The organism is Hymenobacter sp. NBH84 (genome assembly GCF_014217645.1).
Lineage (GTDB): Bacteria > Bacteroidota > Bacteroidia > Cytophagales > Hymenobacteraceae > Hymenobacter > Hymenobacter profundi.
Genome location: NZ_CP043644.1, coordinates 1,352,842 through 1,377,345 on the forward strand (window position 1 = coordinate 1,352,842; position 24,504 = coordinate 1,377,345).

Below are 24,504 nucleotides of genomic sequence, written 5' to 3' on the forward strand. Positions count from 1 at the left end.
ACCCTGATTCAGCAGGTTATCAGCAAGCTATCCGCCAAGCACGTGGCGAAAAAATGGTTTCGTGGACGCGGTGAAGGCTCAGATTCCTACCCTCACCAAGTTCGTCGACGACAAGAAGCTGCTGACCCAGGACCCCAGCAAGCCGCTGGTAGTGCGCGAAACGCCCAAATATATGCGCGGCGGTGGCGCGGGTGCCAGCGTATCAGCCCCCGGCCCCTACGATAAGGGAGCCGACACCTACTACAACGTGGAGCCCCTGGACAACCTCACCGACGCTCAGGCCGAGAGCTACCTGCGCGAGTACAACGACTACACCCTGCAAATCCTGAACATCCACGAGGCTATTCCGGGCCACTACACGCAACTGGTGTATGCTAACCGCGCGCCCTCGCTCATCAAGAGCATCTTCGGCAACGGCGCCATGATTGAGGGCTGGGCCGTGTACTCGGAGCGCATGATGCTGGAAAATGGCTATGCTGGCGGCTCCGATGAAATCTGGCTGATGTGGGACAAGTGGAACATGCGCGTGACCCTGAACGCCATCCTCGACCACGAGGTGCACGCCGGCAACATCACCGAGGCGCAAGCCGTGGCCATGCTGCGCCGCGACGGTTTTCAGGAAGAAACGGAGGCCCGCAACAAGTGGCGCCGTGCTACCCTCAGCCAGGTGCAGCTCAGCAGCTACTTCAGCGGCTACACCGATATCTATGGTCTGCGCGAGGAAGTGAAAAAGCGCGAGGGTAACGATTTCAGTGTGAAGCAGTTCAACGAACAATTCCTGAGCTACGGCAACGCCCCGGTGAAATACATCCGGCAGCTAATGCTGAGAAAGGCTGAGTAGCGTAGAGGAAGCTTCTTGATAGCCCACATGGAAAAGCCAGACGACGGTGTTTAAGCAACTCCGTCGTCTGGCTTTTCCATGTAGACGATCTACTTCCTATGGTAGCGTGTGCCCACGCAATATGTCAATATGGGAATTTATGGGTTCATTTTTGTGTCTGCGCAGGACAGACACCCACTCAACCCCCTATCTTTGCCGCCCGAAATATGCTGTCCATGAAAATAATCGATACGAACGACGAAGGCCTACGCACGCTGATTCATGACTACCCCAAGGTGATTGCCAAGTTCACTTCAGCAAATTGCGCTGTCTGCGAACTGCTGGCGCCGCCGTTCGAGAAGTTTGCTGCCGAACCAGCCTACCAGGGCATTGCCTTCCTACGACTCGATTCGGACCAGAACCCCGTGGCGAAGAAGATGATGGATGAGCGTGTTGCTCCGTTTTTTGTCATTTATTACAAAGGCCGTATGCTGGAGTGCGATACGCTGAAAACGGAAGAGGAAGTGAAGGGGTATCTTGTTCAGCTACTGAATTACACGCCTACGCCAGTCGTGTAAGGATTATGTTATCTGCGCGTTAAACACGCCCGCAACTCCACACTTGTGTAGTTTTGCGGACGTGTTTTTTTCTGCTTTCCAAGATTCTGTTCTACGCCATTATGCCAGCCGTGTGGCTGCTGGCGTTGCTACTGGGTGCTGTAGTTGTGCGCCGTCCCAGGTGGTCGCGCCGGTTGTTGGTGGCTTGCGCCGTGCTGTTTGTGGTGCTCACCAACGGTGCCCTCCTCAACGAAGCGCTGCTGGCCTGGGAGCTGCCGCCGGTGCGGCCCACGCAGTTGCCAACTCGGTCAGATGCCGGTGTGCTGCTCACGGGTATCACCAAGGGCAGCAAGTCGCCCCACGATCGGGTATACCTCAGCACCGGTGCCGACCGCCTCACCAATGCCCTGTGGCTGTACCGGGCCGGCCGCATCCGGCGCATCATCGTGTCGGGTGGCTCGGGGGAGGTAGGGGGTAGCAAAACCGGGCGCTCCGAGGCTGCCCAACTGGCTACGCTGCTGCGCCTCTCGGGCGTGCCGCCGCAGGACATTCTATTGGAGGAACGCAGCCGCAACACCCGCGAAAATGCGCTGTACACTCGGCAGCTACTCGCTCAGCACCCGGAAATCAAGTCGCTGGTGCTGGTCACGTCCGCCTTTCACCAGCGCCGGGCACTGGGCTGCTTCCGGCAGGTAGGGCTGCACCCCATACCTTTTCCGGCGGGCTACTACTCCGCTAACCGTCAGGCAACCCTCGCTTACTGGCTGCTACCCGATGCCGGCGCCTTGGCCAACTGGAGTATACTGCTCCACGAATTGGTTGGGTATGTGGTGTATAAGGTGCTGGGGTATTGTTGAAATGGTGAAATGGTAAGTAGAAAAAACGTCTGTCATCCTGAGGAGAGCGAAGGACCTTCTGCCAGTTGAACGAGTAGTTGTTACGCCTGTCGCTCAGGCGTGAGAAGGTCCTTCGCAAGCTCAGGATGACAGATGCCTTTATATCAACTTACTCCGTTTTCTTCTCTTCCGGCTTCTCCTCCGCCGCAATCCACAAGCTCTTCTGATTAACAAACTCGCGAATACCCAGGTAGGAAAGCTCCCGCCCATAGCCCGACTGCTTCACGCCCCCAAACGGCATTTCGGGTGACGACTTCACGATGGCGTTGACGAATACTGCGCCGGCTTCTATGCGGCGGGCCAGGGCCTCGCCGCGCGCCACGTCGCGGGTCCAGATGGAGCCACCCAGGCCGTAGGGCGAGTCGTTGGCGAGGCGAATGGCATCGTCGGCGTCGCAGGCTTCCAGCACCAGCGCCACCGGGCCAAAGAACTCCTCGTGGTAGGCCGGCTGGCCGGGTTGTACGTTGGTCAGGATCATGGGCCGGAACAGGGTAGCGCCGGGTGCGTCCTGGCCGCCGTCTAGCGCAATGTGGGCGCCTTTGGCTACGGAATCCTGCACTTGCTGGGTAAGCGTATCGGCCAGGTCGGGGCGGGCGAGGGGGCCGTATTGCGTGGCTTCGTCGAGTGGGTCGCCAGTTTGAAAGGCCGCCATGTGCTCTTTCAACTTCTGGGTGAACTCGTCCACTACCGGCTGCTCCACAATGAAGCGTTTGGCCGCAATGCAGCTCTGCCCTGCGTTGATCATGCGCGCCTGGGCAGCATTCTTGGCTGCCACGTTCAAATCAGCGTCGGCCAATACAATAAACGCATCGGAGCCGCCCAGCTCCAGTACGCTTTTCTTGAGGTATTTGCCAGCCAGTGCCGCCACGCTGGCACCGGCGCGGGTACTCCCGGTGAGGGTTACGGCCCGCACCCGGTCGTCGGCCAGCAGCGGTTCTACTTGGTCCGTATCGATAAGCAGGGTGCGGAAGGTAGCAGGCGGGAAACCGGCATCGTGAAAAATCTTTTCCAGCGCTAGGGCGCACTGCGGTACGTTGGGCGCGTGCTTGAGCAGGCCCACGTTGCCAGCCATCAGCGCCGGCGCGGCAAAGCGGATAACCTGCCACAGCGGAAAATTCCAGGGCATGATGGCTAGCACCACGCCCAACGGCTCGTGGGCAATTAGGCTGCGCTGGGCTTCTGTCTTCACAAGTTCATCCGCCAGAAAACGCTCGGCGTGCTCGGCGTAGTAATCGCAAGTGGTGGCGCACTTTTGCGCCTCGGCGCGGCCATCGGCAATGGGCTTGCCCATTTCGATGCTCATTAGGTGGGCCAGTTCTTGCTCCCGCTCCCGTAGCAGAGCGGCGGCGCGGCGCATTCGCTCGGCGCGATGCGCAAAGGAGGTGGTGCGCCATGTGGCGGCAGCCTCGTGCGCCTGTCGTAAGATATCTTCGGTTTCGGCCCAGGCAAAAGGCGCAAATTCTTGCAGCACTTGCCCGGTGTGGGGATTAATAGAAGTGATAGCCATTACGGAAAAACAAGCGTCAAAAGATATAGTTACGCGGTCCCACTCGCTTGCGGCTACCCTACCCGAAAACTTATAACACAACCACAACCATAAAGCACGTAGAAGGCTGGAGAGGGTAGGGGCCGCACCGAGGAAAGCAAGTCGCACTACGCGAATAAAACTTTATCCCGTATTTTGCCACCCTATCGGGCCCTCCCCACCGCTGCTTCACTCGCCCATTTATTGTACTAATCTGTGTCAGCTACTACCCTAGAGTCATCGACCTCCTACCCGGAGGAACTGCTCGTACAGCGCTTGCGTGACCGCGACGAGTCAGCCATGACCTTGTTTTATGACAAATATTCGGCAGCGCTGTACGGGGTCATCCTGCGCATCGTAAAGAAGGAAGAAATAGCCGAAGACGTGTTGCAAGAAGGTCTGGTCAAAATCTGGCATTCCTTTCAGTTCTACGATTCGTCCAAAGGGCGGCTTTTTACGTGGGTACTGAATATTTGCCGCAATTTAGCCATTGATAAAATCCGCTCTCGACAGTACCGCGTAGGTACTCGCATGACACCATTGGAGGATAGTGGTGCCATGCGTCAGGCGGCCTCCTCCGGGTTTCAGCCTGAGCATATTGGATTGCAGGAAATCACAAATCAGCTCAACCCTGAACAGAAACAAGTGATTGACCTGTTATACTTTGGCGGTTTTACTCAAAGCGAAGTGGCAGAAGAACTCGACTTGCCGTTGGGCACCGTAAAAACTCGGGCCCGGGCAGCAATTAAGGTATTATCAAAATTGATTCGATAGCCGTGGACATTCAGGAATACATCGAATCAGGCATTCTGGAGCAGTACGCCCTCGGCGAGCTACCAGCAGTAGAACAGGCAGAGGTAGAACGCCTGTCTGCTATGCACCCCGCTATCCGGCAGGAGCTGGACAGCGTGATTGAAGCCCTCAGCGGCTATGCGGCACAGTATGCCCAAACACCCCCTGCCGACATGCGCAACCGGGTGTTGGCCGGCTGGAAAGCCGCCATCGACGCCGACGCCGATGCAGCTGCTTCGGTGCCCGTGGCCGCACCCGAGCCAGTGGTGCGCTCCATCAGCTCGGCGCCAGTAGAAGAAGCCGCACCAGCTGCGCCCCGCTTCAACTGGCTGATGGCCGCTTCCATTGCGTTTTTGCTGCTGAGCGTGGGCATCAACTTCTTGCTCTACTCGAAATGGCAGAACGCCGAAACCAGCTTGGCCGCCGTGGAAAGCGACCGGTCGTTGCTGGCGGCCTCGCACATGGCGGTGGAGAAACGATTGGGCGATCAAACCAATGAGTTGTCGGTGTTGCGCAGCGACGAGTTTCGGACGGTAGCGCTGAACGGCACGCCTGCTGCACCCAAGGCCCGCGCCAAGGTGCTCTATAATCCCAACACCCGCACGGTGTATGTGGATGTGCGCAGCCTACCCGAACCGCCCGCAGGCAAGCAATACCAGCTGTGGGCCCTCGATAACGGCAAGCCCGTAGATGCGGGTGTGCTGGACTACGCCACCGCTTCTGGTGAAAGCCTGCAACACATGAAAGATATTGCCAGCGCTCAGGCCTTTGCCATGACTGTAGAGGACGCCGGCGGCAGTCCTACCCCCACACTATCGACGATGACGGTGGTAGGCAATATCTAATAACAGGCAACAATTTCATCAGAAGTCGTTGCCTGTCACTCACCTCACGAGCGCTTCGTAGCTGAACTATTGGCTATGAAGCGCTTTTTTGCGTATATAGGCTAGATTTTATCTATTTCGCCTTTTAATTCGTGCACGGGACCATCTTTTCGCTGCTGAAACGCTACGTGCAAACGCAGTACGACCATAGTACCTGGGTGCGCCTAGTAGAGCACTCCGGGCTTACGGAGGTGGACTTCGACCACCGCAACGTGTACCCCGACGAGCACATGTATGCCCTGGTAGGGCAGGCAGCTGAAATGACTGGTCTTTCGGCCGATGAGCTGCACGAGAAATTTGGGGAGTACTTGGTGCCGGACTTGCTGTATATGTACCAGAAGTACATCCGGCCGGAGTGGCGGACGTTGGATATGCTGGAGCACACCGAAACGGCCATGCACACGCAGGTGAGGGCCGCGCACGAAGGCTATAGGCCGCCTGTGCTGGACGTGCGCCGCGTGGCCCCCGACGAAGTATTTATTGAGTATGTGTCGCCGCGGCGTATGGGAGGGCTGGCGCTAGGCATTGTGCGCGGCTTGGCGCGCTATTTCGATGAGGAAGACCGTATTATAGTAGAGCCGCTTACCAGCGAAAAATGGCGAGCGGGTACAAATGCGGGTGCGCTTACTGGCCTAGTGGCGTCTGCCTGCGAGTAAGGGAATATATACAGTAGTAGGGAACACACGCGCCTGTAGAGACAGCAGGATCTGGCGTACATAGCTTATGAGTAGAACAATGCACTGGAAGGCGATAATGACTTGCATTGGCACCATGCTACTGCTGGTTGGCTGCTCCTCAGGACCCACCGACCCCGGCGAGCAGCGAGGAGAGTCGGTGCCAGCCTTGCGGCGGCAACACTTCGATGCGTATTTTGATAATGACTGGGCCATGCGCCCGCTGTGGGAAGACGGCCTAGCCGAAATTGTGCGCTACGACGCCCAGCAGGTTATCAACGGCGAGGCGCTATCCTACGAGTTGACCCAGGTAACGCAGTTGGAGGAGTTCAACCAGCAGTTTGATGTGCGCACGGACAGTCTCCGGCGCAACGATGTTTTTCCGGTGATGCACATCAGCCAGTTCGGCTCGCTGCCGACGGCTATGCCGCCTTTTCATTTTCTAACCACGCTGTTTTTCCGGCGCGACCGGCCCACGGTGCTACATAAGCTTACTACTACCCTGCAAGAGCCCGCCGGCAACACATTTAAGGCGTTTGTGGATGATGACTTGCAGTACGTAGAAACCTACAACTCCTACCACGATGGCCAGGGTGCCGGTCGGCGCCTGCTGCGCCACGAGGTGCTGTTTGAGGATGCGTTGAGCTATTGCTTACGCAGCCTCAGGTTTGCAGATCTACCCTCGTTTGATGTAACCATTGCCGGGCAGCAGCAAACCAGCAGCGCCGCGCCGCCGCTACTCTACCAGGCCCACGTAACGGTAGCCGACCAGGCTGCCACCGATACGCTGGCGGCCAGCTGGCGCGTAACCATCAATCTTAATAAGGAGAAACAAAACGTGTATTGGTTTGCCCACGATTACCCGCATTTGCTGTTGCGCCAGATTACATGGAACGGCCGCTTGCGTCGGCTAAAGTCCGTAACCCGGGCACCTTATGGCATGCAGTAGGGTAGGGCACTTAAACAAGCAGCTAGGCTGCCGGGTTAGACTTATTTACGCTTGTTTTCCGTTGAGAAGGTTGCATCACCAACGATGCAGCTATTACAGGGAGAGTACACGGAAAAAATTAAATAAGAAATAACGTACTAACGTTGCTTGCATTTGCATTTATGCCGGTAATTTGCTGATTAAGCCAGTAAGCGGCCAATAATGGGTGTCCTCGGATGGATACTTGCATCGTTAGCCCTGGCTTCTTTTCTGAACAATGAGCGGAAAATGGTATGCGGGTATTCTCCGTATGCTTACCTTACCGTATACGCATAACGCCGTGGCACAAAAACTCAACAAACGCGCTTCCATCACGGACCTTGCAAAGATCCTGAACCTGTCGCCTTCTACTATTTCACGGGCACTCAATGGCCACGCCGACATCAGCGAGGCTACCAAGCAGCGCGTGTGGGAAGTAGCCAAAGAGCTGAATTACCAGCCCAACCACCTGGCTGCCGCCCTGCGCCGGGGCCGTAGCAATATGCTGGGTGTGATTGTGCCTCACATCAACGGGCACTTTTTCCCGTCGATCATGCACGGCATCGAAACCGTAGCCAGCAAGGCAGGCTTCAACGTGATGATCTGCCAGTCGAACGAGGACGTGCAGCGCGAAAAGAACAACATCGACGCCCTGCTGAACGCGCAGGTAGAAGGCATTCTGGTGTCGCTGGCCCGCACCACGCACGATTTTCAGCACTTCGAGAAAGTACGGCAGCAGAATATTCCGCTGGTGTTTTTTGACCGGATGCCGGAGGTGTCCAGCGTGAGCGGCGTGGTGCTCGACGACCACCAGGGGGCCTACATGGCCGTGCGCCACTTGCTGGAGCAGGGTTGCCGCCGCATTGCCCACTTTGCCGGGCCGCAGCACCTAAACATTTACAGCAACCGCCACAAGGGCTACCTCAACGCCCTGCAAGCGTTTGGCCTACCCCACGACGAGCAGCTGATGCACTTCCTGCCCAAACTCCAGCAGAACGCCGGCGAGCAGGCTATGCGTGAGCTGTTGCAACTCGCCGAGCCACCTGATGCTATTTTCGGGTCCGGTGACATTCCTGTGGCGGGGGCGCTGGAGGTGCTGCATGCCCAGGGCATTCGGGTGCCGCAGGATATTGCCCTGGCGGGCTTCAGCAACGAGCCGTTCACTACCCTCACCACACCCAAGCTGACATCGGTGGACCAGCGGGGCGAGCAGATGGGGCACTCGGCGGTGCAGCTGTTTCTGCAAATGCTCAAGCGCAGCGACAATTTTGCGCCCCACCGTGTCGTGCTCAAGCCTCAGCTGCACATCCGCGAGTCGTCGATGCGCTAACATATGGCAAGCAACGGCTATGAGTGTCTATAACGACTTATTTGCGCGTGCCCAACAGGAGCAGCGAATGGTAGGTATCCGCAGCAACGCGGGCGAACCGGGGCGTTTTGCCGTTGGGTTTGTGCAGAGCTACAGTGAAGATGTGCTTCTGCTGCGCGTCATCAATCGCGATGGTATGCAAACAGGCATGCAGTCATTCAATCTGAGCGATGTATTTCAAGTTGATTTCAACGACCAATACATTCGCAATGTGGAGTTTAAAGCCAATAATCTGGATCGGGTGTACGCTAGCGTGAAAACACCCTCTTTCCTTACGGTAAGTGAATTAAGCACGCCCTACCTATTGGAAATGGCGCGCGAGCACGAGCAATTGGTGTATTTAAGCACATACCTTTCCACTAGTTTTTATGGTTACGTGCGGCAACTAACGGAGCGCGAAGCGCTACTGGAATGCTACACCGAATTCGGAGTGGCCGATGGCTTGGCGGCAATTCGGGTGGAGGATGTCCGCAACGTAGTATGGAGTGATGAGGACACCCGCGTAATAGAGTTGCACCTGAAGCTTCAGTCCAACGGGTAGGTCAGAAAAAGTAAACCCTGATGGAATAGGGTTGTTGGGGAGGTATCATCAACAACCTTTTGTATGCGTTTTACGGTTTTTCTGTTCGTGTTAACTTGGTGGTTGGGAGCGGCTGGTGTTGGGTACGCCCAATCGGGCGTAGGGCTGATGTCACTCAACGCCACCCTCGATGGTTACGCCTATCCCTACCCCGTGCACCACCTGCCGTTGCGCCTGGAAGGCCAGCGCTTGCAAATGGCCTATATGGACGTGGCACCAACCGCCAAAGCCAACGGGCGCACGGTGGTGTTGCTGCACGGTAAAAACTTTTTCGGCGCCTACTGGCGCGGTACGGTGCAAACGCTCACGCAGGCCGGCTTTCGGGTGGTAGTGCCCGATCAAATCGGTTTTGGCAAGTCGGATAAGCCGGATATCCACTACTCGTTTCACCAATTGGCGCGCAACACCAAGCACCTGCTCGATACGCTGGGCATCCGGCGGGCCGTGGTGGTAGGGCACAGCATGGGTGGCATGCTGGCCACGCGCTTCGCCCTGTTCTACCCCGAAACCACCGAGAAACTGGTGCTCGAAAACCCCATTGGACTCGAAGACTACCGGCTGGCGGTGCCTTTCCGAAGCACCGACGAAGCCACGGCGCAGGAACTGCATACTACCGCACAAAGTATGCGCGCCTACCACCAGAGCTACTACCCCAACGGCTACCCTGCCACGCACGAAGAGTGGCTGGCCCCACTTACCGCGCAACTCGCCCACCCCGATTACGCCAAAGTGGCCCTAGCCAGCGCCCTCACGTACGCCATGATCTATCAACAGCCTGTGTGCTACGAGTTTGCGCGGGTGCAGGTGCCTACCCTGCTCATTATTGGGCAAGACGACCGCACGGTAGTGGGCAAAGGTCTCGTGCGTGACCCTAGCGTATTGGCAACGTTGGGGCAGTACCCGGCGCTTGGCCGCCGCACTGCCAACCAGATAAAAGGAAGCAAACTAGTGCCGCTAGCCGGAGTAGGGCACATTCCGCATGTGCAGGTGCCAGACCAGTTTTACAAAGCGCTATTGGCTTTCCTATAGAAAATAGGTAGTTGAAAATGTAGTATATAATAAGGAGGAGCCCGAAAGGCTTCTCTTTTTATGTTACGAGTGTTTTTTTGGGAATTACAGTATATAAACAAGAATATACTTCGTGTATTAGTATAGTGTTATCATGTAAAAGTACAGTTTAAATATATCTAAAAAGGCAAATTGTGCTTATGATATTGGTTCAATATGGATGAAGTGCAAAAACAGCATTAATATTGCTAAGCCAAGCTTGTTGTATCGCATAGATAAGAGATTACAGCTAACTACTAGCGGTACTATCAAGATGATGTCACCGCTTTTTGGATAAAATGAAATGGCTGCTGGCTGTGTAGATAGCAAAAAGCCTATGTTACTATTGGTTGCCACGCCCGCCCCAACCATTCGTGTATGAGCAAAAAGTTTTACTTCTTCCTATTACTTCTGCTACTACCCTTGCTGCTGCACGCGCAGCAACAGCCAGACACGACCAGTCGACAAGAGGCACCCATCCGCAACATTGATATAGAGAACGTAGACGTGTTGCCCAGCGCGGTGGAAATCGACGGCTGGCTGCTGCTGGACAAGGACATTCAGACGGAGCTGGATGGGGCCATGCACAACCTCTACAACTTCAAGTACGACAAAGCCGAGAAGCAATTCCGTTCGCTCCGTCGGCGCTACCCCCAGCACCCCATGCCCTACTTCCTGATGGGCCTGACTACCTGGTGGAAGATTATGCCCAACATTGCGCAAACCAAGCAGTATGATAACCTGCTGTTTGCCTACATGGATACCGCCATTACTTACGCTACGCGCCTCTACGAAGCCGATAACAAAAACTACGAAGCCTGCTTTTTTCTGGCTGCCGCCTACGGGTTTGATGCCCGCCTGAACGGCGAGCGGCACAACTGGCGCCGCGTGACCGTAAGTAGCAAACGCGCCCTCGACTACCTTGAAATTAGCAAGCAGGCCAACGACCTGAGCCCCGAGTTTCTGTGCGGTCAGGCTTTGATCAACTACTACTCGGTGTGGTTGTCAGAAACCTACAAGCTGTTGCGGCCCGTGCTGCTGTTTTTCCCGAAAGGCAACCAACAATTAGGTGTTGAGCAATTGCGCATAGTGGCTAACAATGGCTTCTATGCCGCGCCGGAGGCCAAATACTTTCTGATGAAAGTCCTGTCTGAGCAAAAAAACTCGGCCCGCGAAGCCTTGGCCGTAGCCCAGCAGCTCCACCAAACCTACCCCGACAATGCCTACTTCGAGCGCCTGTACGCCATGCTGTGCTTCAACGAAGGCGAATTTTGGGAGTGCGAGAAGATCAGCAAGGACATTCTGGACAAGCTAAACCGAGGCCTACCCGGCTACGAAGGCACTAGCGGCCGCTACGCGACCTACTTCATGGGGTGGATTATGCAGAACAAAGTGCGCAACCTGGCTAAAGCCAAGGAATACTACCAGCGCTGCATCGTATTTGCCGAAAGCACCAGCGAAACGCAGAGCGGCTTCTATCTCTACGCCAACCTGAACCTAGCACACCTGGCAAACGGCGAAAAAGACGTGCGCCGCGCCAAGCAGTACTACGCCGTAGTAGCAGAGCGCGCCGAGCGCAAATCGGATATGTGCCGTGAAGCCCAAATCTACCTGAAGAACAACTAGAAATAGCGGGGTAGTGCGTTAGAGCAAACTGTCATTCTGAACAGCGCGAAGGCCCTTTTCACGGCTGAACGACAACCGTAACAACGATTGGTTCAGCCGTGAAAAGGGCCTTCGCGCTGTTCAGAATGATACTCATTCACAATCTCACTTTTCACAACTTCACTTTTCTTAGTGGTGATGATGGTGGCCCGCATCAGGCTTGCCGAAGAGGTTGCGTAGCGTACCTATCACATATAAAGCAGCCCAACACACGTAGAGCCAATTGAAGCCCTGCACCGTGTGGTGAAACACAAAATGCAACAACAGGTGCGCCCCACCGCTCATGATGAGACCTGTGAGGGCAATGAACTGATAGCTGTTGAGGGCGCTGGGATGGTAAAGTTTAGAAAAATCCACGGGTAGGAGGGAGCTAAGGGTAAGCAGAAGGACGCTACCGGCTGAAAGAGGAGCAAAAGTCCGAAAACATTCTGAGTACGCAGGTTTGGTCGTAGTGGTCAAGTTACACATGGCTGCAAAACTCAGATTAGTGTAGCTAATTACAACTAAAAACCGCATGTCGTAAACATGCGTCATATTGTGTCGTATATTTACGACATAAAGTTACTGTTGTCATCCATTTATCCATGACTTACGCTAAAACCGAGGCTTTCACCGCCGAGCAGCAGCAGTTAGCCCGCGTGGCCAAAGCCCTGGCCCATCCGGCCAGAGTAGCTATTATCCAGTTGCTGGCCAGCAAGCAAACCTGCATCTCCGGCGATATTGCTGCTGAGTTGCCGCTCTCGCGCACCACAGTGTCGCAGCACCTACAGGAGCTGAAAGCGCTGGAGTTAATAAAAGGAGAGATTGACGGCCTCACGGTCTGCTATTGCCTCAATACCGAATTGCTACAACGGGTGCAGCAGCAGTTTGTCAGCTTTTTCATAGAGGCAACAAGCGGCACGGCCTGCGGCCCCGACGATGCCTGCGCCTGCTAATCTTTTTATTCACCTTACTTACTGACGATGAAAATCTCCGAAATGAAGCAGTCATTGGCTGGGCTCGACGCTGTTCATTTTCGCCTACCCTCGGGCGAGTATTTACCCCCGCATTTCCATGTGACGGAAGTGGGGTTGGTGAGCAAGCATTTCATTGACTGCGGCGGCGTGGAGCGCCAGGAAACGGTTGCCAACTTCCAGCTCTGGGAAGCCGGTGACTACGACCATCGCCTGGCTCCACAGAAGTTCCTGCACATTCTCGCGCTATCAGAGAAAATTCTGGGCCAGGAAGATTTGGATATCGAGGTTGAGTATCAGCAGGCCACCATAGGCAAATTTGGCCTCTCGTTCGACGGGCAGGACTTTGTGCTCCTACCCAAGCAAACGGCCTGCCTGGCGCAGGATGCCTGTGGCATTCCAAGCAAAGAGGTTGCCCCACCCCAACTGCAAATGCTGGCCTGCACGCCCGGCGGCGGATGCTGCTAACCCTTTTCAACGGCGCTACCGGGAAGGGAAGCGCCGTTTTGCAGGTCTGGTTTCCTCTTTCCTAACTTCTTCTTTCTGTTTCTGATGACGATTGCCTTTTTCTCCGATGTGCACGGTAACCTGCCGGCGTTGGAAGCAGTGCTGGCCGACATGGAGCAGCGCCGCCCCGACATGATCTTCTGCCTCGGCGACTTGGTAGGCTATGCGCCTTGGCCCAATGAGGTAGTGAACGAGGTGCGCCGTCGGGGTATTCCTACCCTGGCTGGCAACTACGACCAAGGCATTGGCCTGGCTAGTAGCAACTGCGGCTGCGCCTACAAAACCGACACTGAAAAGGATCTGGGCGCGCAGAGTATTGCCTACACCAACCACGTAATGGGCGACGACGAACGGCGCTACCTACGCTTGCTGCCCAAGCACATGCGTCTCGACTTTGAGGACGAGCCGTGTACGCTGAATTTGCTGATGGTGCATGGTTCCCCGCGCAAAATCAACGAATACCTATTTGAAGACCGACCCGAAGCCAGCTTTCTGCGGGTGCTGGCCGATGCCCAAGCCGACATTCTGCTCTTTGGGCACACGCATAAGCCCTACCACCGCACCTTCGCCTATGAGGTAGAAGGCGAAACCCGCTACCGGCATGCGCTCAACATTGGCTCGGTGGGCAAGCCTAAAGACGGCGACCCCCGCGCCGCCTACCAGCTGCTGCACCTCGATGAGGACACGCAGCTAATCAGCCCGGACGGCGTGCGTTCCGAGCTGATTCGTGTGGCGTATGATGTGGAGAAAGCGGCAAAAGCCGTGGAAGATTCGCCGCTGCCCAATGCGTATGCCGATATGCTGCGCAAGGCATATTAAGCCGTTCTGCCATGCAGATTCAACCAATGACCACCGCGCACTACCCCGCCGTGCGCACCATATACGAGCAGGGTATAGCCACTGGCAACGCCACCTTTGAAACCCAGGCACCCACATGGGAGGCCTGGGACCGGGCGCACCTGGTTCACAGCCGCTTGGTCGCTATTGCTGGTGGTGCAGTGCTGGGCTGGGCGGCCCTTTCGCCCGTATCGAGCCGCTGCGTGTACGGCGGGGTTGCTGAAATCAGCCTGTACATCGCCGCTGACGCCCGCCGGCAAGGCGTGGGTCGGCAGTTGCTGCAAAGCCTCATTCTCGACTCGGAAGCGCATGGTATCTGGACGTTACAAGCCGGCACCTTTGCCGAGAATACAGCCAGTATTGGCCTGCACAGGCAGGCTGGTTTTCGCGTCGTTGGCTACCGCGAGCGGATTGGCCAGCACCACGGTGTATGGCGCAACACCGTGCTGCTGGAGCGACGCAGCCCGTACATCGGCCTGACGTAACGTATTCCCTACCTCTCCATGAACACGCTCCCTCAACCCCTTCCGGCAACCCCTGTCGTGCTGGCAGAAAAGAAACTTTCGGGTCTTGACCGGGGCCTTACGCTCTGGATATTCCTGGCGATGGCGCTGGGTGTCGCGCTGGGCTATTTCGTACCCGACATCAACGAAGCCGTGAATTACTTCTCAGTAGGCACAGTGAACGTACCGCTGGCCTTAGGCCTGATTTTGATGATGTACCCACCACTAGCTAAGGTGAAGTACGAGCAGCTGCCGAAGGTCTTTAAGAACACGCGCATTATTGGCTTATCCTTGTTTCTGAACTGGATTCTGGGGCCATTGCTTATGTTTTTACTGGCCGTGTGGCTGCTGCCTGATAGGCCCGAGTACATGATGGGCCTGATCCTGATTGGCATTGCCCGTTGCATTGCTATGGTGTTGGTATGGAACGATTTGGCCGACGGTAGCCGCGAGTACGCGGCCGGGTTGGTGGCGCTCAACTCTATTTTTCAGGTGCTGTTCTACTCGGTGTTGGCTTGGCTGTTTATTACCGTGCTGCCGCCCTACTTCGGCCTGAAAGGCTACGCCGTGAACATCGGCATTGGCGACATTGCCCAGAGCGTGCTCATCTACCTGGGTATTCCGTTTGCGGCTGGCTTTCTTTCGCGCTTGGTGTTACGGCGGCTGAAGGGAGACACATGGTACGAGCAGACTTTCCTCCCGGCTATTAGCCCCATTACGCTAGTAGCCCTACTGCTCACGATTGTCGTGATGTTCAGTTTAAAAGGCGAAACTATAGTGCGTATTCCGTTCGATGTGTTGCGCATCGCCTTGCCACTGGCCTTATATTTCGGAATCATGTTTGTGCTCAGCTTTGCGGCAGGCAAGTACCTGGGAGCCGATTATGCCGAAAATGCCAGCATTGCCTTCACCGCCACCGGCAACAACTTCGAACTGGCTATTGCGGTAGCCATTGGCGTATTTGGGTTGAACTCGGGCCAGGCCTTCGCGGGCGTTATTGGTCCGCTGATTGAGGTGCCGGCCCTGATTGCTTTAGTCAACCTGGCTTTCTGGTTTCGTCGCCGCTGGTACGGGGACAAGCAGGAACCCCAGCCGCATAGTTTCTAGTGGTCAGATAATGGGGTATGGGTAGAATGAGGATGCTGCATTACGTTGCAAATCATGCTCATACGTGCAACGCTGTGCTATCTGCGCTCAGGGCACTGCATGAGCACAGCTTTAAACCATCTACTGGCCCTAAGCATCCCCAACTATGCTTGCCGGACTGCGTATTGCTAGAGAGTATTTTCCCACGCAATTCATCCTCAGCATATGGCCACAGATAAAGACGGTAGCATCACCGACCAGGAAAACATTATTCCGAAAAACGAGCAGCTCGAAAACGAAAAGGATTTTGACGAAAGCCAGAGCAATGGCAAAGAGATGAGCGACCCTTCGGCGGCACGCTATACCGGAGCCAACGGCTACAAACAGCGCAGCAACCAGAAAGATCAACTCGAAAACCTGCACATCGGCGGCGACGAAACCCATCCCCAGGGTGGCAACGAGCACCATGCCGAAGGCGAAAACGCCCAAGGGCCGGGTTTCACCAAAGAAGGTAGCTACGAAATGGGCAACAGCATCCGCACCCAGGACCAGGATTTTGGCGAAGATGCCCCAAGCGGCCCCTCGCGCCCGGCGCACGACTAGCGTTTTCGTTTCCCACGATTACACTGTCTAATAAGAATCCCGTACGACAACGTGCGGGATTCTTGCGTTTGCAAGACAGATGGGCTATTCTGATAATATGATATTGCCAAGGTAGTAATTATGGTTCGTGTCATGCTGTATGTGTGCTCATTATAAGTAAAACGCTCTTTTTACTCGTAAGTAGCAAAGGAAGTGTAATAGCATAACGCAACCCATTATGAAACTATATATGCAAAAATTCCCTAAATACGCCTGATTCAGTGAAAAGTCATTGGCTCATTATTAGAATAATTTTAGTCAATTTTGGAATAAAAAATTTTAAAGTGATATGGATTTCTGATAATAGTACAATATATTTGTATGCCTGATCGGAAGAAGGATACTGTTCAATGAGTTGAACTCTAGCCATGACACAACCGGGGCGATATTGTCACTACGAACATTATCAAGCTAGCACAAATGAAATCACTGCTTACCACGCTCGTTCTTGTTGTACTGCTACTCGTAGTAAGCATGGGTAGCTATGCTCAAGGATATGCAGACGACGCTTTGCTGGCTAGCAACACCGTTGCAACGACTGTAGGGGAGGTAGCAGAAGATGAAAAAGAGGCAGAGGCGCCTCGTGTAACGACAACGACGGCTAGCGCCCGAGTGCCCATGATGACGATTCAAGGGCGCGTGATAGACGTGGACAAAGATCCATTGGTAGGAGCTACCATTGTGGTGAAAGGCACCCAGATAATCGGTATCACGGATGCCGACGGCTGCTACAAACTCACCATTCCTGCGGGCCGCTACACGCTCCGCTGCGGCTCCGCGGGCTACTACGATGATGAGGTGTCTGCCCGTCCAACGGCCACCAACCAGACAGTAGTGCTGAAATACCGGCCGGATGCTTTCAAACGCATCAAGCGTTAAGTGAAATGATTTTCCACAAAAAACGCCCCGTTACTGGTAACGGGGCGTTTTTTTGTGGAAAGTAACTAGCGGTTAGTCCACAACTTAGATTACTTACTGCTCTTCGTTGGGTAGTTGTTTGTTGAACTGCCGGCCCAGCAAAAAGTAAACTGGCACACCCAGCGCCAGCAGGAGTAACCCGCGTTGAGAAAATGCAGCTGTAGCGTCGCTGAACAGCAGAATGAGGCAGAAGGCTGAGGCCAGCACAATGTAGAACAGCGGCACCAGCGGGTAGCCAAACGCCCGGTAGGGGCGGGGCGCGGTAGGGCGGGTGCGGCGAAGCACGAAGATGCCGATGATGGTGATGACGTAGAACAGAATCACTGAGAACATCACATAGTTGAGCAGTTCGCCATACGAGCCCGTAAGGCAAAGCAGGCAAGCCCAGGCGCATTGGGTCCAGAGGGCTACGCCGGGCACGCCGGCGCGGTTCAGACGGGCCAGGGGCGGGAAGAACAGGCCATCCTTTGCCATAGCATAGTAGGCGCGGGCACCGCTGAGGATGATGCCGTTGTTGGCCCCAAAGGTGCTGATCATGATGAGTACGGCCATCACGTAGGCGCCGGTGCGGCCCAGCATGCTCTCGGCCACGGCGGTGGCTACCCGGTCGTTGGCGGCGTACATAATGCCGCGCCCTACCACATCGGTAGCAGCGGCGGTAGGGTTGCCGGGGATGGGCAGCACCAGCAGGTATACCACGTTGATGAGCAGGTACAAGGCCGTGACAATGGCCGTGCCGATGGCCATGCTGAGCACAATGGTGCGCTCGGGCCGTACGATTTCATCGCCCGAAAACCCGATGTTATTCCAGCAGTCGGAGCTGAACAGGGAGCCGGTCATGGCCAGGCCGATGGCGCCTACCAGGCCCCAGGTGTCCAAGGGGGTAGCGTTGCCCAGATCGTCGAAGCTGGCGGCCTGCCACATATCCGTAAAGTTGATTTGCACGGCCTCGTGGTTGACACCCAAAATCAGACCGAACAAGATGAGCAAAGCCAGCGCCACCAGCTTGGTGCTGCCGAATACGTTGGAAATCAGCTTGCCACTGCGCACGCCGTTGGCGTTGATCCAGGTGAGGCCCACAATCATCAGAATGGCCAGCAGCTGCACGGTGGTGAAGGCCAGCGGGCCGACGTTGAACAGCACGTGCTCCTCGCTGAACCACGGCACCAGCACGCCCGTGAAGCGGGCAAACGCCACGCCCACGGCCGCAATAACGCCCGTCTGGATGACCGTGAACAGCGACCAGCCGTAGAGAAACGCCACCAGCTTGTTGTAGGCCTCGCGCAGGTACACGTACTGCCCGCCTACCTTCGGGAACATAGCCGACAGCTCGCCGTAGCTCACGGCGCCGGCCAGCGTGATCAGGCCCGTGATAATCCACACTACTAGCAGCCAACCCGCCGAGCCAACCTGCCGGGCAATACTAGTGGAAACGATGAAGATACCGGAGCCAATCATGCCGCCGGTCACGATCATGACGGCATCAAACAGCGTAATGGCCCGCTGAAAGTGGCCTTGTTTTTCAGACATAGATAGGGAGTAGGAGTGTGTTCAGGGGCGGAAGATAATTAGATTCTGTTGGGTAGCCAGCTAGCCAAACGGGGAACCTGCCGGAACAACTTTGTCGTGCCCAATCACGAATAGCTACTTTTGCGGTTGCATGTCGCATAAGCTACTCGTCTTTCTGATTGGGCTGCTCCTGGTTTCGGCCCTGGGCTCCTATGTGTATTATCGCCATACTGTGGCGGCCGTGCCCGTAGACCCCTGGACGCTGGTGCCCGACGACGCGGCGCTGGTGCTCACCACCGACGACCACCCCACGCTGGTGCGCCACTTGCAGGAAAGCCAGCTTTGGGACAACCTCACGGCCGTGCGTTACTTCCAGCAAGTAGAAGACAACCTAACGCTAGCCGATAGCCTGGTAGGGGGGCGCAACGTAGTGCTGCGTTTCCTGGGCCACAAGCGGGTGTTCACCTCTGTGCACGTCACGGCGCCGGGCACGTTCGATGTGCTGTTTCAGGTGCCCGTAGCCACTGTGCGCGAGTACCGGCAGGTGCGGGCCCTGGAAGACGCCCTGCGCCGCGATGCGCGCTACCAAGTCAGCACGCGCACGTTTCACGACAACCAGCTCGTGACCATTCAGCAGCGTGGCAACGGCACCAGTCTCACCTACTTCAACTACCGCAACCAATTGCTCATTAGCGCCAACCCGACGTTGGTAGAAGCCGTGGTGCTGCGCCTGGAACACCCCGATGCCCCCACAGTAGCCGCCGATTTTCAGAACACCGACTACCTGAACATGCCCAATACCGATGCTACCCTGCTGGTGAACTACCGGCGGCTGCCGCAGCTCCTGGGTGTGTTTTTCAGGTCGGAGCTGGAAGGCGACCTGACGGCTTTCACCAGCCTGAGCCGCAACGGCATGCTGGGTATTCGATTGGCGGGCAATAAGGTGATATTGAGTGGATTCAGTAATCCCGAAATTGCCCGTGGCTCTCTTCACCAGCGCCTGCGCGGGCAGCCGACGCAGCGCCTGCAAATGGCCGAGGTGCTTTCGCTGCGCACGGCGCTGCTGGTGCACATGGGGGTAGGGCCGGCCAGCGTACTGCGCGACCCTCATCCCCTTGATACCGACTCGTTGAGCCAGCTTACGCAGCCGTTGCTCGATAGCCTGGCCGGGCAGTTCTCGCGCGAAGTGGCCCTGTGCTACTTGGCGGCTCCGTCGGCGCGGGCGGTGCCGGGCAAGCTGGCGCTGGCGTATTGTGCTACCCCCGACCGCGCTGGTATCCTGTTGGGGCAGTTGCGCCGGGCTACGGGAACTACGCCGTCGTTTGAGCGGGTAGGGCCGTATCAGATGTACCAAACCGGCGTGCCCGAGCTGCCGGCCCGGTTGTTGGGGCCGCAGTTCTCCAATTTTGGGCAGCCCGTGATGACGCAGGTAGGCAACTACGTAGCCTTCGGAACCGATGCGGCTACCCTGCGCACCTGGCTGACGGACATAGCCGCCCGTGAGGTGTGGAGCCGCTCGCCGGTGCAGGTAGCTTTTTTGCAGGAAACTGCTTCAATGACTCGCCTGAGCGTACTGCTGGACATGCGCAACGCCTGGAACTTGCTACTGCGTGCCGCTGTGGAAGACCGTCGGGCAGGCCTACTGCGCAACGAGAACCTGTTCAAGCGCTTTCCGCAGATTGCTTTTCAGTGGGTGCCTGCCACCAATGAAAACGATACGACTGCGCAGTACTTCACGCAGTTTTTGCTACGCCATCCGGCTATTGGGCCGGCGGTGTCGCAGGCACAGGGCGCCAACGGCAACGACGCTGTGCTTACCTTCAAGACAGCCCTTACCTCGGGGCCGGCGCTGGTGGCCGTGCCGGGCACTCGCAATGCTGGTGTGCTGGTGCAGGACGCAGCCCAAGTGCTGCACTACGTAACGCCCGAAAATGTGGTGGCGTGGTCCGATTCGCTGCCGGGGCCGCTGGTGCAGCCTATTCAGCGGCTGCGGCGCGACGGCAGCAATCAGCACCTGCTGCTAACGCCTACCCAGTTGCATCTGCTGAACGAGCGCGGGACAGAAGCGCCACATTTCCCCTTCAATCTTCCTGATACCGTGCAGGCTACGGGGCTGGTCGCCTCACCTCCCGTAGGCAATACCGCCACGCGCCTGCTGGTGCTGGGGGGCGGCAACAATCTGTTTTTGTATGATACCAACGGGCAGCCCTACGCTGGCTGGCAGCCCAAACGCGTAGAGTTCAGTCTGGCCGGCGAGCCGCAGTACCTAAGCATAAACGGCCGCGACATCATTGTGGTGCCGTTGGAAAACGGATATGTCTACGCCTACGATGCGCAGGGCGGGCTCTACCCTGGTTTCCCCATCAGCATGGGAGCACGGCTGCAAAGCGGTGTGTTTGTGGAGCAGGGCACCACGCTACGCCGCACCCGTCTGACGATGGTAACCCAGCACGGCGAGCGGGTGACGTTTGCGCTCAGCGGCGAGATTGTGAGCCGAAGCCGGGTGGCTACCTGGAGCCGTACTTCCATTTTTCGCCTGATTCCTGATCAGAACAATGCTACGTATGTGGTGGTACGGGAAGATGACCGCGGCCAGCTGGCCGTGTTTAGCCCCACGGGCCGGCAGTTGCTCAGTCGCCGATTCCTGACGTCGGGTATCAAGCCGGTGCAGTATTTCAACTTCAGCCAGAAACTTCAGGTGGTAGCCCTCTCTGAGCCCGGTCCCGGCAACGTGTATCTCTACGACACAGAAGGGCGTCTCATCAGCGGCCGCCCCTTCCCCAGCACTGCCCCCACCATCTCCCTCAATTACGATGCTACCCGCCGCGCCTACCAGCTCTACCGCGTATCCGGTTCTGAGTTGCACCGCACACTGGTACCGTGGTAAAATGGCGAGGTGGCGAGGTTGGGAAGTGGTGAATGCAAAAAGTCGTCTGTCATCCTGAGCGGAGCGAAGGACCTTCTGCCCGATGAACGAGTCGTTGTTATGCTTGTCGTTCTACTGTGAGAAGGTCCTTCGCTCCGCTCAGGATGACAGACGTTTTTTAACTCACAATTTCATTATCTCCCTACCTCACTACTTATCCGACAGCCAGCCTTTGCGCCAGAAATAGATGAGCTGCCCAACAACAATCACCACCAGCACCACAATCAGCACGGGGTAGCCGATGGGGCTGTAGAGCTCGGGCATGTTGAGGTAGTTGATGCGGCCGTCGGGGCCTTCGCGCTGGAAGTTCATGCCGTAGAGCCCTACCACAAAGCTCAGGGGAATGAAGATGCTGCTGATGATGGTGAGCACCTTCATCACCTCGTTCATGCGGTTGCTCTGGTTCGACATGTACAAGTCCACTAAGCTGCTCACCGATTCGCGGTAGCTCTCGGCCAGGTCCATGGCCTGGATGGCGTGGTCGTAGCAGTCGCGGAAAAACACCTTCATTTCTTCGGGCACCACTTCCTCGGGCATGCGCAGGACTTCGGCAATTTTCTCGCGCTCGGGGTATACCAAGCGGCGGAAACGCACGATGTCTTTCTTTACCTGCAAGATGCGGCTGAGCAGGCGGCGCGAGGGCCGGTCGGAGAGGGTGCGGTCTTCCAGCGTTTCGATGTAGTCGCCGATGGCGGCCATAGTAGGGTAGTAGTGGTCGAGCACTACGTCGGTGAGGGCGTAGGCCAGGTACTGCGGGGGGCGCCGCCGGATGCTGCTGAAGCCCGAGCGCAGGCGTTGCCGCACGCTGTCGAGGCAGTCCTCGTAGTCGTCCTGAAACGTGAGCACGTAGTTGTCGCCAGTGAAGATGGATAGCTGGTCGTCGTCGATGTCGCGGGAGGGGGTAAACTCCGTCATGCGCGACACCAGAAACAGCCGATTCTCGTCAAACAGCTCCACTTTGGCCCGTTGGTAGTCGCCCAGCACGTCTTCCATTTGCAGCGGGTGAATATTGAAATCGACCATCAACTGCTCCATCATGGGCAGGCTGTTGTAGCCGCGTATATCAATCCAGTGGCGCTGCTCGGGGTGGGCGCGGAAATAGCGCATCAGCTCGTCGTACGTATCATACTCCTCCTCCAACATATGCTGCTCGTCGTAGGAATACAAAAACAGGCGCGGGCGCAGGGCGCGGGGCGAAATCACCAGGGTGCCTGGCCGTTGCCCTACTACCTGGTCGCGGGCCTCGCGCGTGGCGTCGCGGTCCGAAATGCCACTGTTGTGCGCAAGGTCCTGGTCGTGGTCGTCGTCTGGATGGGGTAGGGTGGAAGGGGCAGCAACGGGAGGGGCCGTGGTGGAATCCATAAAAAGCAAAAAAGGAAAACGTACGGGTAAACTACGTAGGTAGGTTGGTAAAAGGTAAACTGTTGGCAAGATGCTACCTGTGGCGCTACCAGCGAACAGGCTGTCCACTTGCGGACAGTTTTTAAACAGTTGACAAAACTGTGTTAAGATGTAAATAATTGTATAATAGATATTTATAAGTTTGGCTTGGCGCTTGGCTATCAGTACGGGAAACACCCTTTATCCCGTACAAAAATGGACAGAGCTATATCATCTGCTACGCAGCGCCAGCGTCACTGGCGGCTCGGCCTGTGGCTGGTGGCCGCGGTGGTGGCCGTGGGCGCGGCCCTGGTAGCCTTTCGCACGGTGCTGCAACCTAGCATCCGCCGCCCCGAAATCCTGACGGCCACCGTGGATACCGGTCCCGTGGAGGCGTCGTTAACGGCCGCGGGCCTACTCATTCCCGCCCACGAAGCTGTGCTCACCAGCCCTATCGCCAGCACCGTGCGGCGCGTGGTGCGGCAGGTAGGGCAACCCGTGCAGCCCGGCCAGCCCATTCTGGAGCTAGACAAGGAGTTGACCGCCACGGAGCTGGCCAAGCTGGAAGATGCCCAGCAACAAAACCGCAACAAGCACGACCAACTACGCCTGACGCTGGAACGCGCCCTCAACGACTTACAGTCGCAGGAACAGGTGCAGCGCGTGAAGGTAGGCAGCCTGCAATCGGCCCTGCGCGACGAACAGTACTTGCTGAAAATAGGAGGTGGCACTGCCGAAAGCGTGCGCCAGGCTGAGCTGAACCTGAAGGTAGCCCAGCTGGAACTGCGCCGCTTGCAGGAGCAAATTGGCAACCAGCGCCGCGCCAATGCCGCCGACGTGCGCGAGCTGGGCTACACCATGCAGATGCAGCAGCGTAGCATTGCGGAGTTGGCCGGCAAGCTCACCCAGGCCGACATCAGCAGCCCCCGGCCTGGCGTGCTCACCTGGGTGAACGAGGACCTGGGTAGCACCGTGCGCCAGGGCGACGTGCTGGCCCGCGTGGCCGACCTGAGCAGCTTTCGGGTGCGCGCCACCATTGCCGACACCTACGCCGGCCAGTTGAGCCCCGGCGGCGCCGTAGTGGTGCGCCTCAACAACGACACCGATCTGCGCGGCACCATCGGCACCATCAGCCCCGCCGCCGACAAAGGGGTAGTCACCTTCTACGCCCAACTGGCCCAGGACCACCACCCCGACCTGCGCCCCAACCTACGCGCCGACGTGTTTGTGGTGACCAAAGCCCACCCCAAGGCCGTGCGCGTGAAAAACGGCCCCTTCTACCAAGGCGGCCGCGAGCAGCCGGTGTTTGTGGTAAAAGACGGCTGGGCCGAGCGCCGCACCGTGCGCTTCGGCGACAGCAACTTCGACTACGTGGAGGTAATAAGCGGCCTGCGCCCCGGCGAGCAAATCGTGCTCAGCGACATGAAGGAACACCAAGACACGCCGCGCCTGCGGATAACGGAGTAG

Annotated in this window: 24 protein-coding genes; 20 read left to right on the forward strand and 4 right to left on the reverse strand. The window is 56.9% G+C overall.

All coding sequences use genetic code 11. The features are described from left to right. Nucleotides 1–70: 70 nt before the first annotated feature. The 3 genes from F1C16_RS23325 (at nucleotide 71) to F1C16_RS05605 (ending at nucleotide 2,234) form a co-directional block, all read left to right on the forward strand. The gene (locus F1C16_RS23325; RefSeq protein ID WP_374940594.1) at nucleotides 71–841 is read left to right on the forward strand and encodes a DUF885 domain-containing protein; all 771 of its coding nucleotides are present in this window, start codon (nucleotides 71–73) and stop codon (nucleotides 839–841) included. A gap of 215 nt (nucleotides 842–1,056) precedes the next feature. Continuing rightward, on the forward strand, nucleotides 1,057–1,398 hold the full coding sequence (locus F1C16_RS05600; RefSeq protein WP_185283362.1) for a thioredoxin family protein: 342 nt from the start codon (nucleotides 1,057–1,059) through the stop codon (nucleotides 1,396–1,398). A 53-nt stretch (nucleotides 1,399–1,451) separates the two neighbouring features. Further along, on the forward strand, nucleotides 1,452–2,234 hold the full coding sequence (locus F1C16_RS05605) for a YdcF family protein (RefSeq protein WP_185283363.1): 783 nt from the start codon (nucleotides 1,452–1,454) through the stop codon (nucleotides 2,232–2,234). Between the two features lie 148 nt (nucleotides 2,235–2,382). Here the strand turns inward: F1C16_RS05605 and F1C16_RS05610 are convergent, their stop codons facing one another. Next, nucleotides 2,383–3,780 carry an NAD-dependent succinate-semialdehyde dehydrogenase gene (locus F1C16_RS05610; protein WP_185283364.1) on the reverse strand — a complete coding sequence of 466 codons (1,398 nt, stop codon included), beginning with the start codon at nucleotides 3,778–3,780 and terminating at the stop codon, nucleotides 2,383–2,385. A 234-nt stretch (nucleotides 3,781–4,014) separates the two neighbouring features. Between F1C16_RS05610 and F1C16_RS05615 the strand changes: the two genes are divergently transcribed. The 8 genes from F1C16_RS05615 (at nucleotide 4,015) to F1C16_RS05650 (ending at nucleotide 11,737) form a co-directional block, all read left to right on the forward strand. Next, entirely contained in the window at nucleotides 4,015–4,572 is a 558-nt protein-coding gene (locus F1C16_RS05615) for an RNA polymerase sigma factor (protein ID WP_258049036.1), read from the forward strand. Between the two features lie 2 nt (nucleotides 4,573–4,574). After that, nucleotides 4,575–5,435 carry an anti-sigma factor domain-containing protein gene (locus F1C16_RS05620; protein ID WP_185283365.1) on the forward strand — a complete coding sequence of 287 codons (861 nt, stop codon included), beginning with the start codon at nucleotides 4,575–4,577 and terminating at the stop codon, nucleotides 5,433–5,435. A gap of 131 nt (nucleotides 5,436–5,566) precedes the next feature. Further along, the gene (locus F1C16_RS05625) at nucleotides 5,567–6,130 is read left to right on the forward strand and encodes a heme NO-binding domain-containing protein (protein WP_185283366.1); all 564 of its coding nucleotides are present in this window, start codon (nucleotides 5,567–5,569) and stop codon (nucleotides 6,128–6,130) included. A gap of 115 nt (nucleotides 6,131–6,245) precedes the next feature. Continuing rightward, complete coding sequence (locus tag F1C16_RS05630; RefSeq protein WP_185283367.1) at nucleotides 6,246–7,097, forward strand: hypothetical protein; 852 nt, start codon at nucleotides 6,246–6,248, stop codon at nucleotides 7,095–7,097. 319 nt (nucleotides 7,098–7,416) lie between these two features. After that, complete coding sequence (locus F1C16_RS05635) at nucleotides 7,417–8,445, forward strand: LacI family DNA-binding transcriptional regulator (protein WP_185283368.1); 1,029 nt, start codon at nucleotides 7,417–7,419, stop codon at nucleotides 8,443–8,445. Between the two features lie 19 nt (nucleotides 8,446–8,464). Continuing rightward, nucleotides 8,465–9,025 (forward strand): hypothetical protein, encoded by a 561-nt coding sequence (locus F1C16_RS05640; protein ID WP_185283369.1) that lies wholly within the window; start codon nucleotides 8,465–8,467, stop codon nucleotides 9,023–9,025. 63 nt (nucleotides 9,026–9,088) lie between these two features. After that, on the forward strand, nucleotides 9,089–10,093 hold the full coding sequence (locus F1C16_RS05645) for an alpha/beta hydrolase (RefSeq protein ID WP_185283370.1): 1,005 nt from the start codon (nucleotides 9,089–9,091) through the stop codon (nucleotides 10,091–10,093). A gap of 396 nt (nucleotides 10,094–10,489) precedes the next feature. Next, nucleotides 10,490–11,737 carry a tol-pal system protein YbgF gene (locus F1C16_RS05650; RefSeq protein ID WP_185283371.1) on the forward strand — a complete coding sequence of 416 codons (1,248 nt, stop codon included), beginning with the start codon at nucleotides 10,490–10,492 and terminating at the stop codon, nucleotides 11,735–11,737. Nucleotides 11,738–11,905: 168 nt separating this feature from the next. Here the strand turns inward: F1C16_RS05650 and F1C16_RS05655 are convergent, their stop codons facing one another. Next, a complete protein-coding gene (locus tag F1C16_RS05655) occupies nucleotides 11,906–12,133 on the reverse strand; it encodes a hypothetical protein (RefSeq protein WP_185283372.1) in 228 nt (75 codons plus the stop codon). A 227-nt stretch (nucleotides 12,134–12,360) separates the two neighbouring features. Between F1C16_RS05655 and F1C16_RS05660 the strand changes: the two genes are divergently transcribed. The 7 genes from F1C16_RS05660 (at nucleotide 12,361) to F1C16_RS05690 (ending at nucleotide 17,183) form a co-directional block, all read left to right on the forward strand. Beyond that, a complete protein-coding gene (locus F1C16_RS05660; RefSeq protein WP_185283373.1) occupies nucleotides 12,361–12,711 on the forward strand; it encodes a helix-turn-helix transcriptional regulator in 351 nt (116 codons plus the stop codon). A gap of 27 nt (nucleotides 12,712–12,738) precedes the next feature. Further along, entirely contained in the window at nucleotides 12,739–13,197 is a 459-nt protein-coding gene (locus F1C16_RS05665; protein ID WP_185283374.1) for a DUF6428 family protein, read from the forward strand. 84 nt (nucleotides 13,198–13,281) lie between these two features. Continuing rightward, nucleotides 13,282–14,055, forward strand: a complete 774-nt coding sequence (locus tag F1C16_RS05670; RefSeq protein WP_185283375.1) for a metallophosphoesterase — start codon at nucleotides 13,282–13,284, stop codon at nucleotides 14,053–14,055. Between the two features lie 11 nt (nucleotides 14,056–14,066). Continuing rightward, nucleotides 14,067–14,558: a GNAT family N-acetyltransferase gene (locus tag F1C16_RS05675; RefSeq protein ID WP_185283376.1), complete on the forward strand. Its 492-nt coding sequence runs from the start codon at nucleotides 14,067–14,069 to the stop codon at nucleotides 14,556–14,558. Between the two features lie 18 nt (nucleotides 14,559–14,576). Beyond that, the gene (gene arsB, locus F1C16_RS05680) at nucleotides 14,577–15,683 is read left to right on the forward strand and encodes an ACR3 family arsenite efflux transporter (RefSeq protein WP_185283377.1); all 1,107 of its coding nucleotides are present in this window, start codon (nucleotides 14,577–14,579) and stop codon (nucleotides 15,681–15,683) included. A 204-nt stretch (nucleotides 15,684–15,887) separates the two neighbouring features. After that, a complete protein-coding gene (locus F1C16_RS05685) occupies nucleotides 15,888–16,265 on the forward strand; it encodes a hypothetical protein (protein WP_185283378.1) in 378 nt (125 codons plus the stop codon). Between the two features lie 459 nt (nucleotides 16,266–16,724). Further along, the gene (locus tag F1C16_RS05690) at nucleotides 16,725–17,183 is read left to right on the forward strand and encodes a carboxypeptidase-like regulatory domain-containing protein (RefSeq protein WP_185283379.1); all 459 of its coding nucleotides are present in this window, start codon (nucleotides 16,725–16,727) and stop codon (nucleotides 17,181–17,183) included. 93 nt (nucleotides 17,184–17,276) lie between these two features. Here F1C16_RS05690 and F1C16_RS05695 read toward each other — a convergent pair whose 3' ends face one another. Beyond that, complete coding sequence (locus F1C16_RS05695; protein WP_185283380.1) at nucleotides 17,277–18,752, reverse strand: APC family permease; 1,476 nt, start codon at nucleotides 18,750–18,752, stop codon at nucleotides 17,277–17,279. Nucleotides 18,753–18,882: 130 nt separating this feature from the next. On the opposite strand from F1C16_RS05695, the gene F1C16_RS05700 reads away from it, so the two are divergent. Then, nucleotides 18,883–21,618, forward strand: coding sequence for a hypothetical protein (locus F1C16_RS05700; protein WP_185283381.1), 2,736 nt, complete (start codon nucleotides 18,883–18,885; stop codon nucleotides 21,616–21,618). Nucleotides 21,619–21,807: 189 nt separating this feature from the next. Here the strand turns inward: F1C16_RS05700 and corA are convergent, their stop codons facing one another. After that, nucleotides 21,808–23,019: a magnesium/cobalt transporter CorA gene (corA, locus tag F1C16_RS05705; RefSeq protein WP_185283382.1), complete on the reverse strand. Its 1,212-nt coding sequence runs from the start codon at nucleotides 23,017–23,019 to the stop codon at nucleotides 21,808–21,810. Nucleotides 23,020–23,253: 234 nt separating this feature from the next. Here corA and F1C16_RS05710 point away from each other — a divergent pair, with 234 nt between their 5' ends. Continuing rightward, entirely contained in the window at nucleotides 23,254–24,504 is a 1,251-nt protein-coding gene (locus F1C16_RS05710) for an efflux RND transporter periplasmic adaptor subunit (protein WP_185283383.1), read from the forward strand.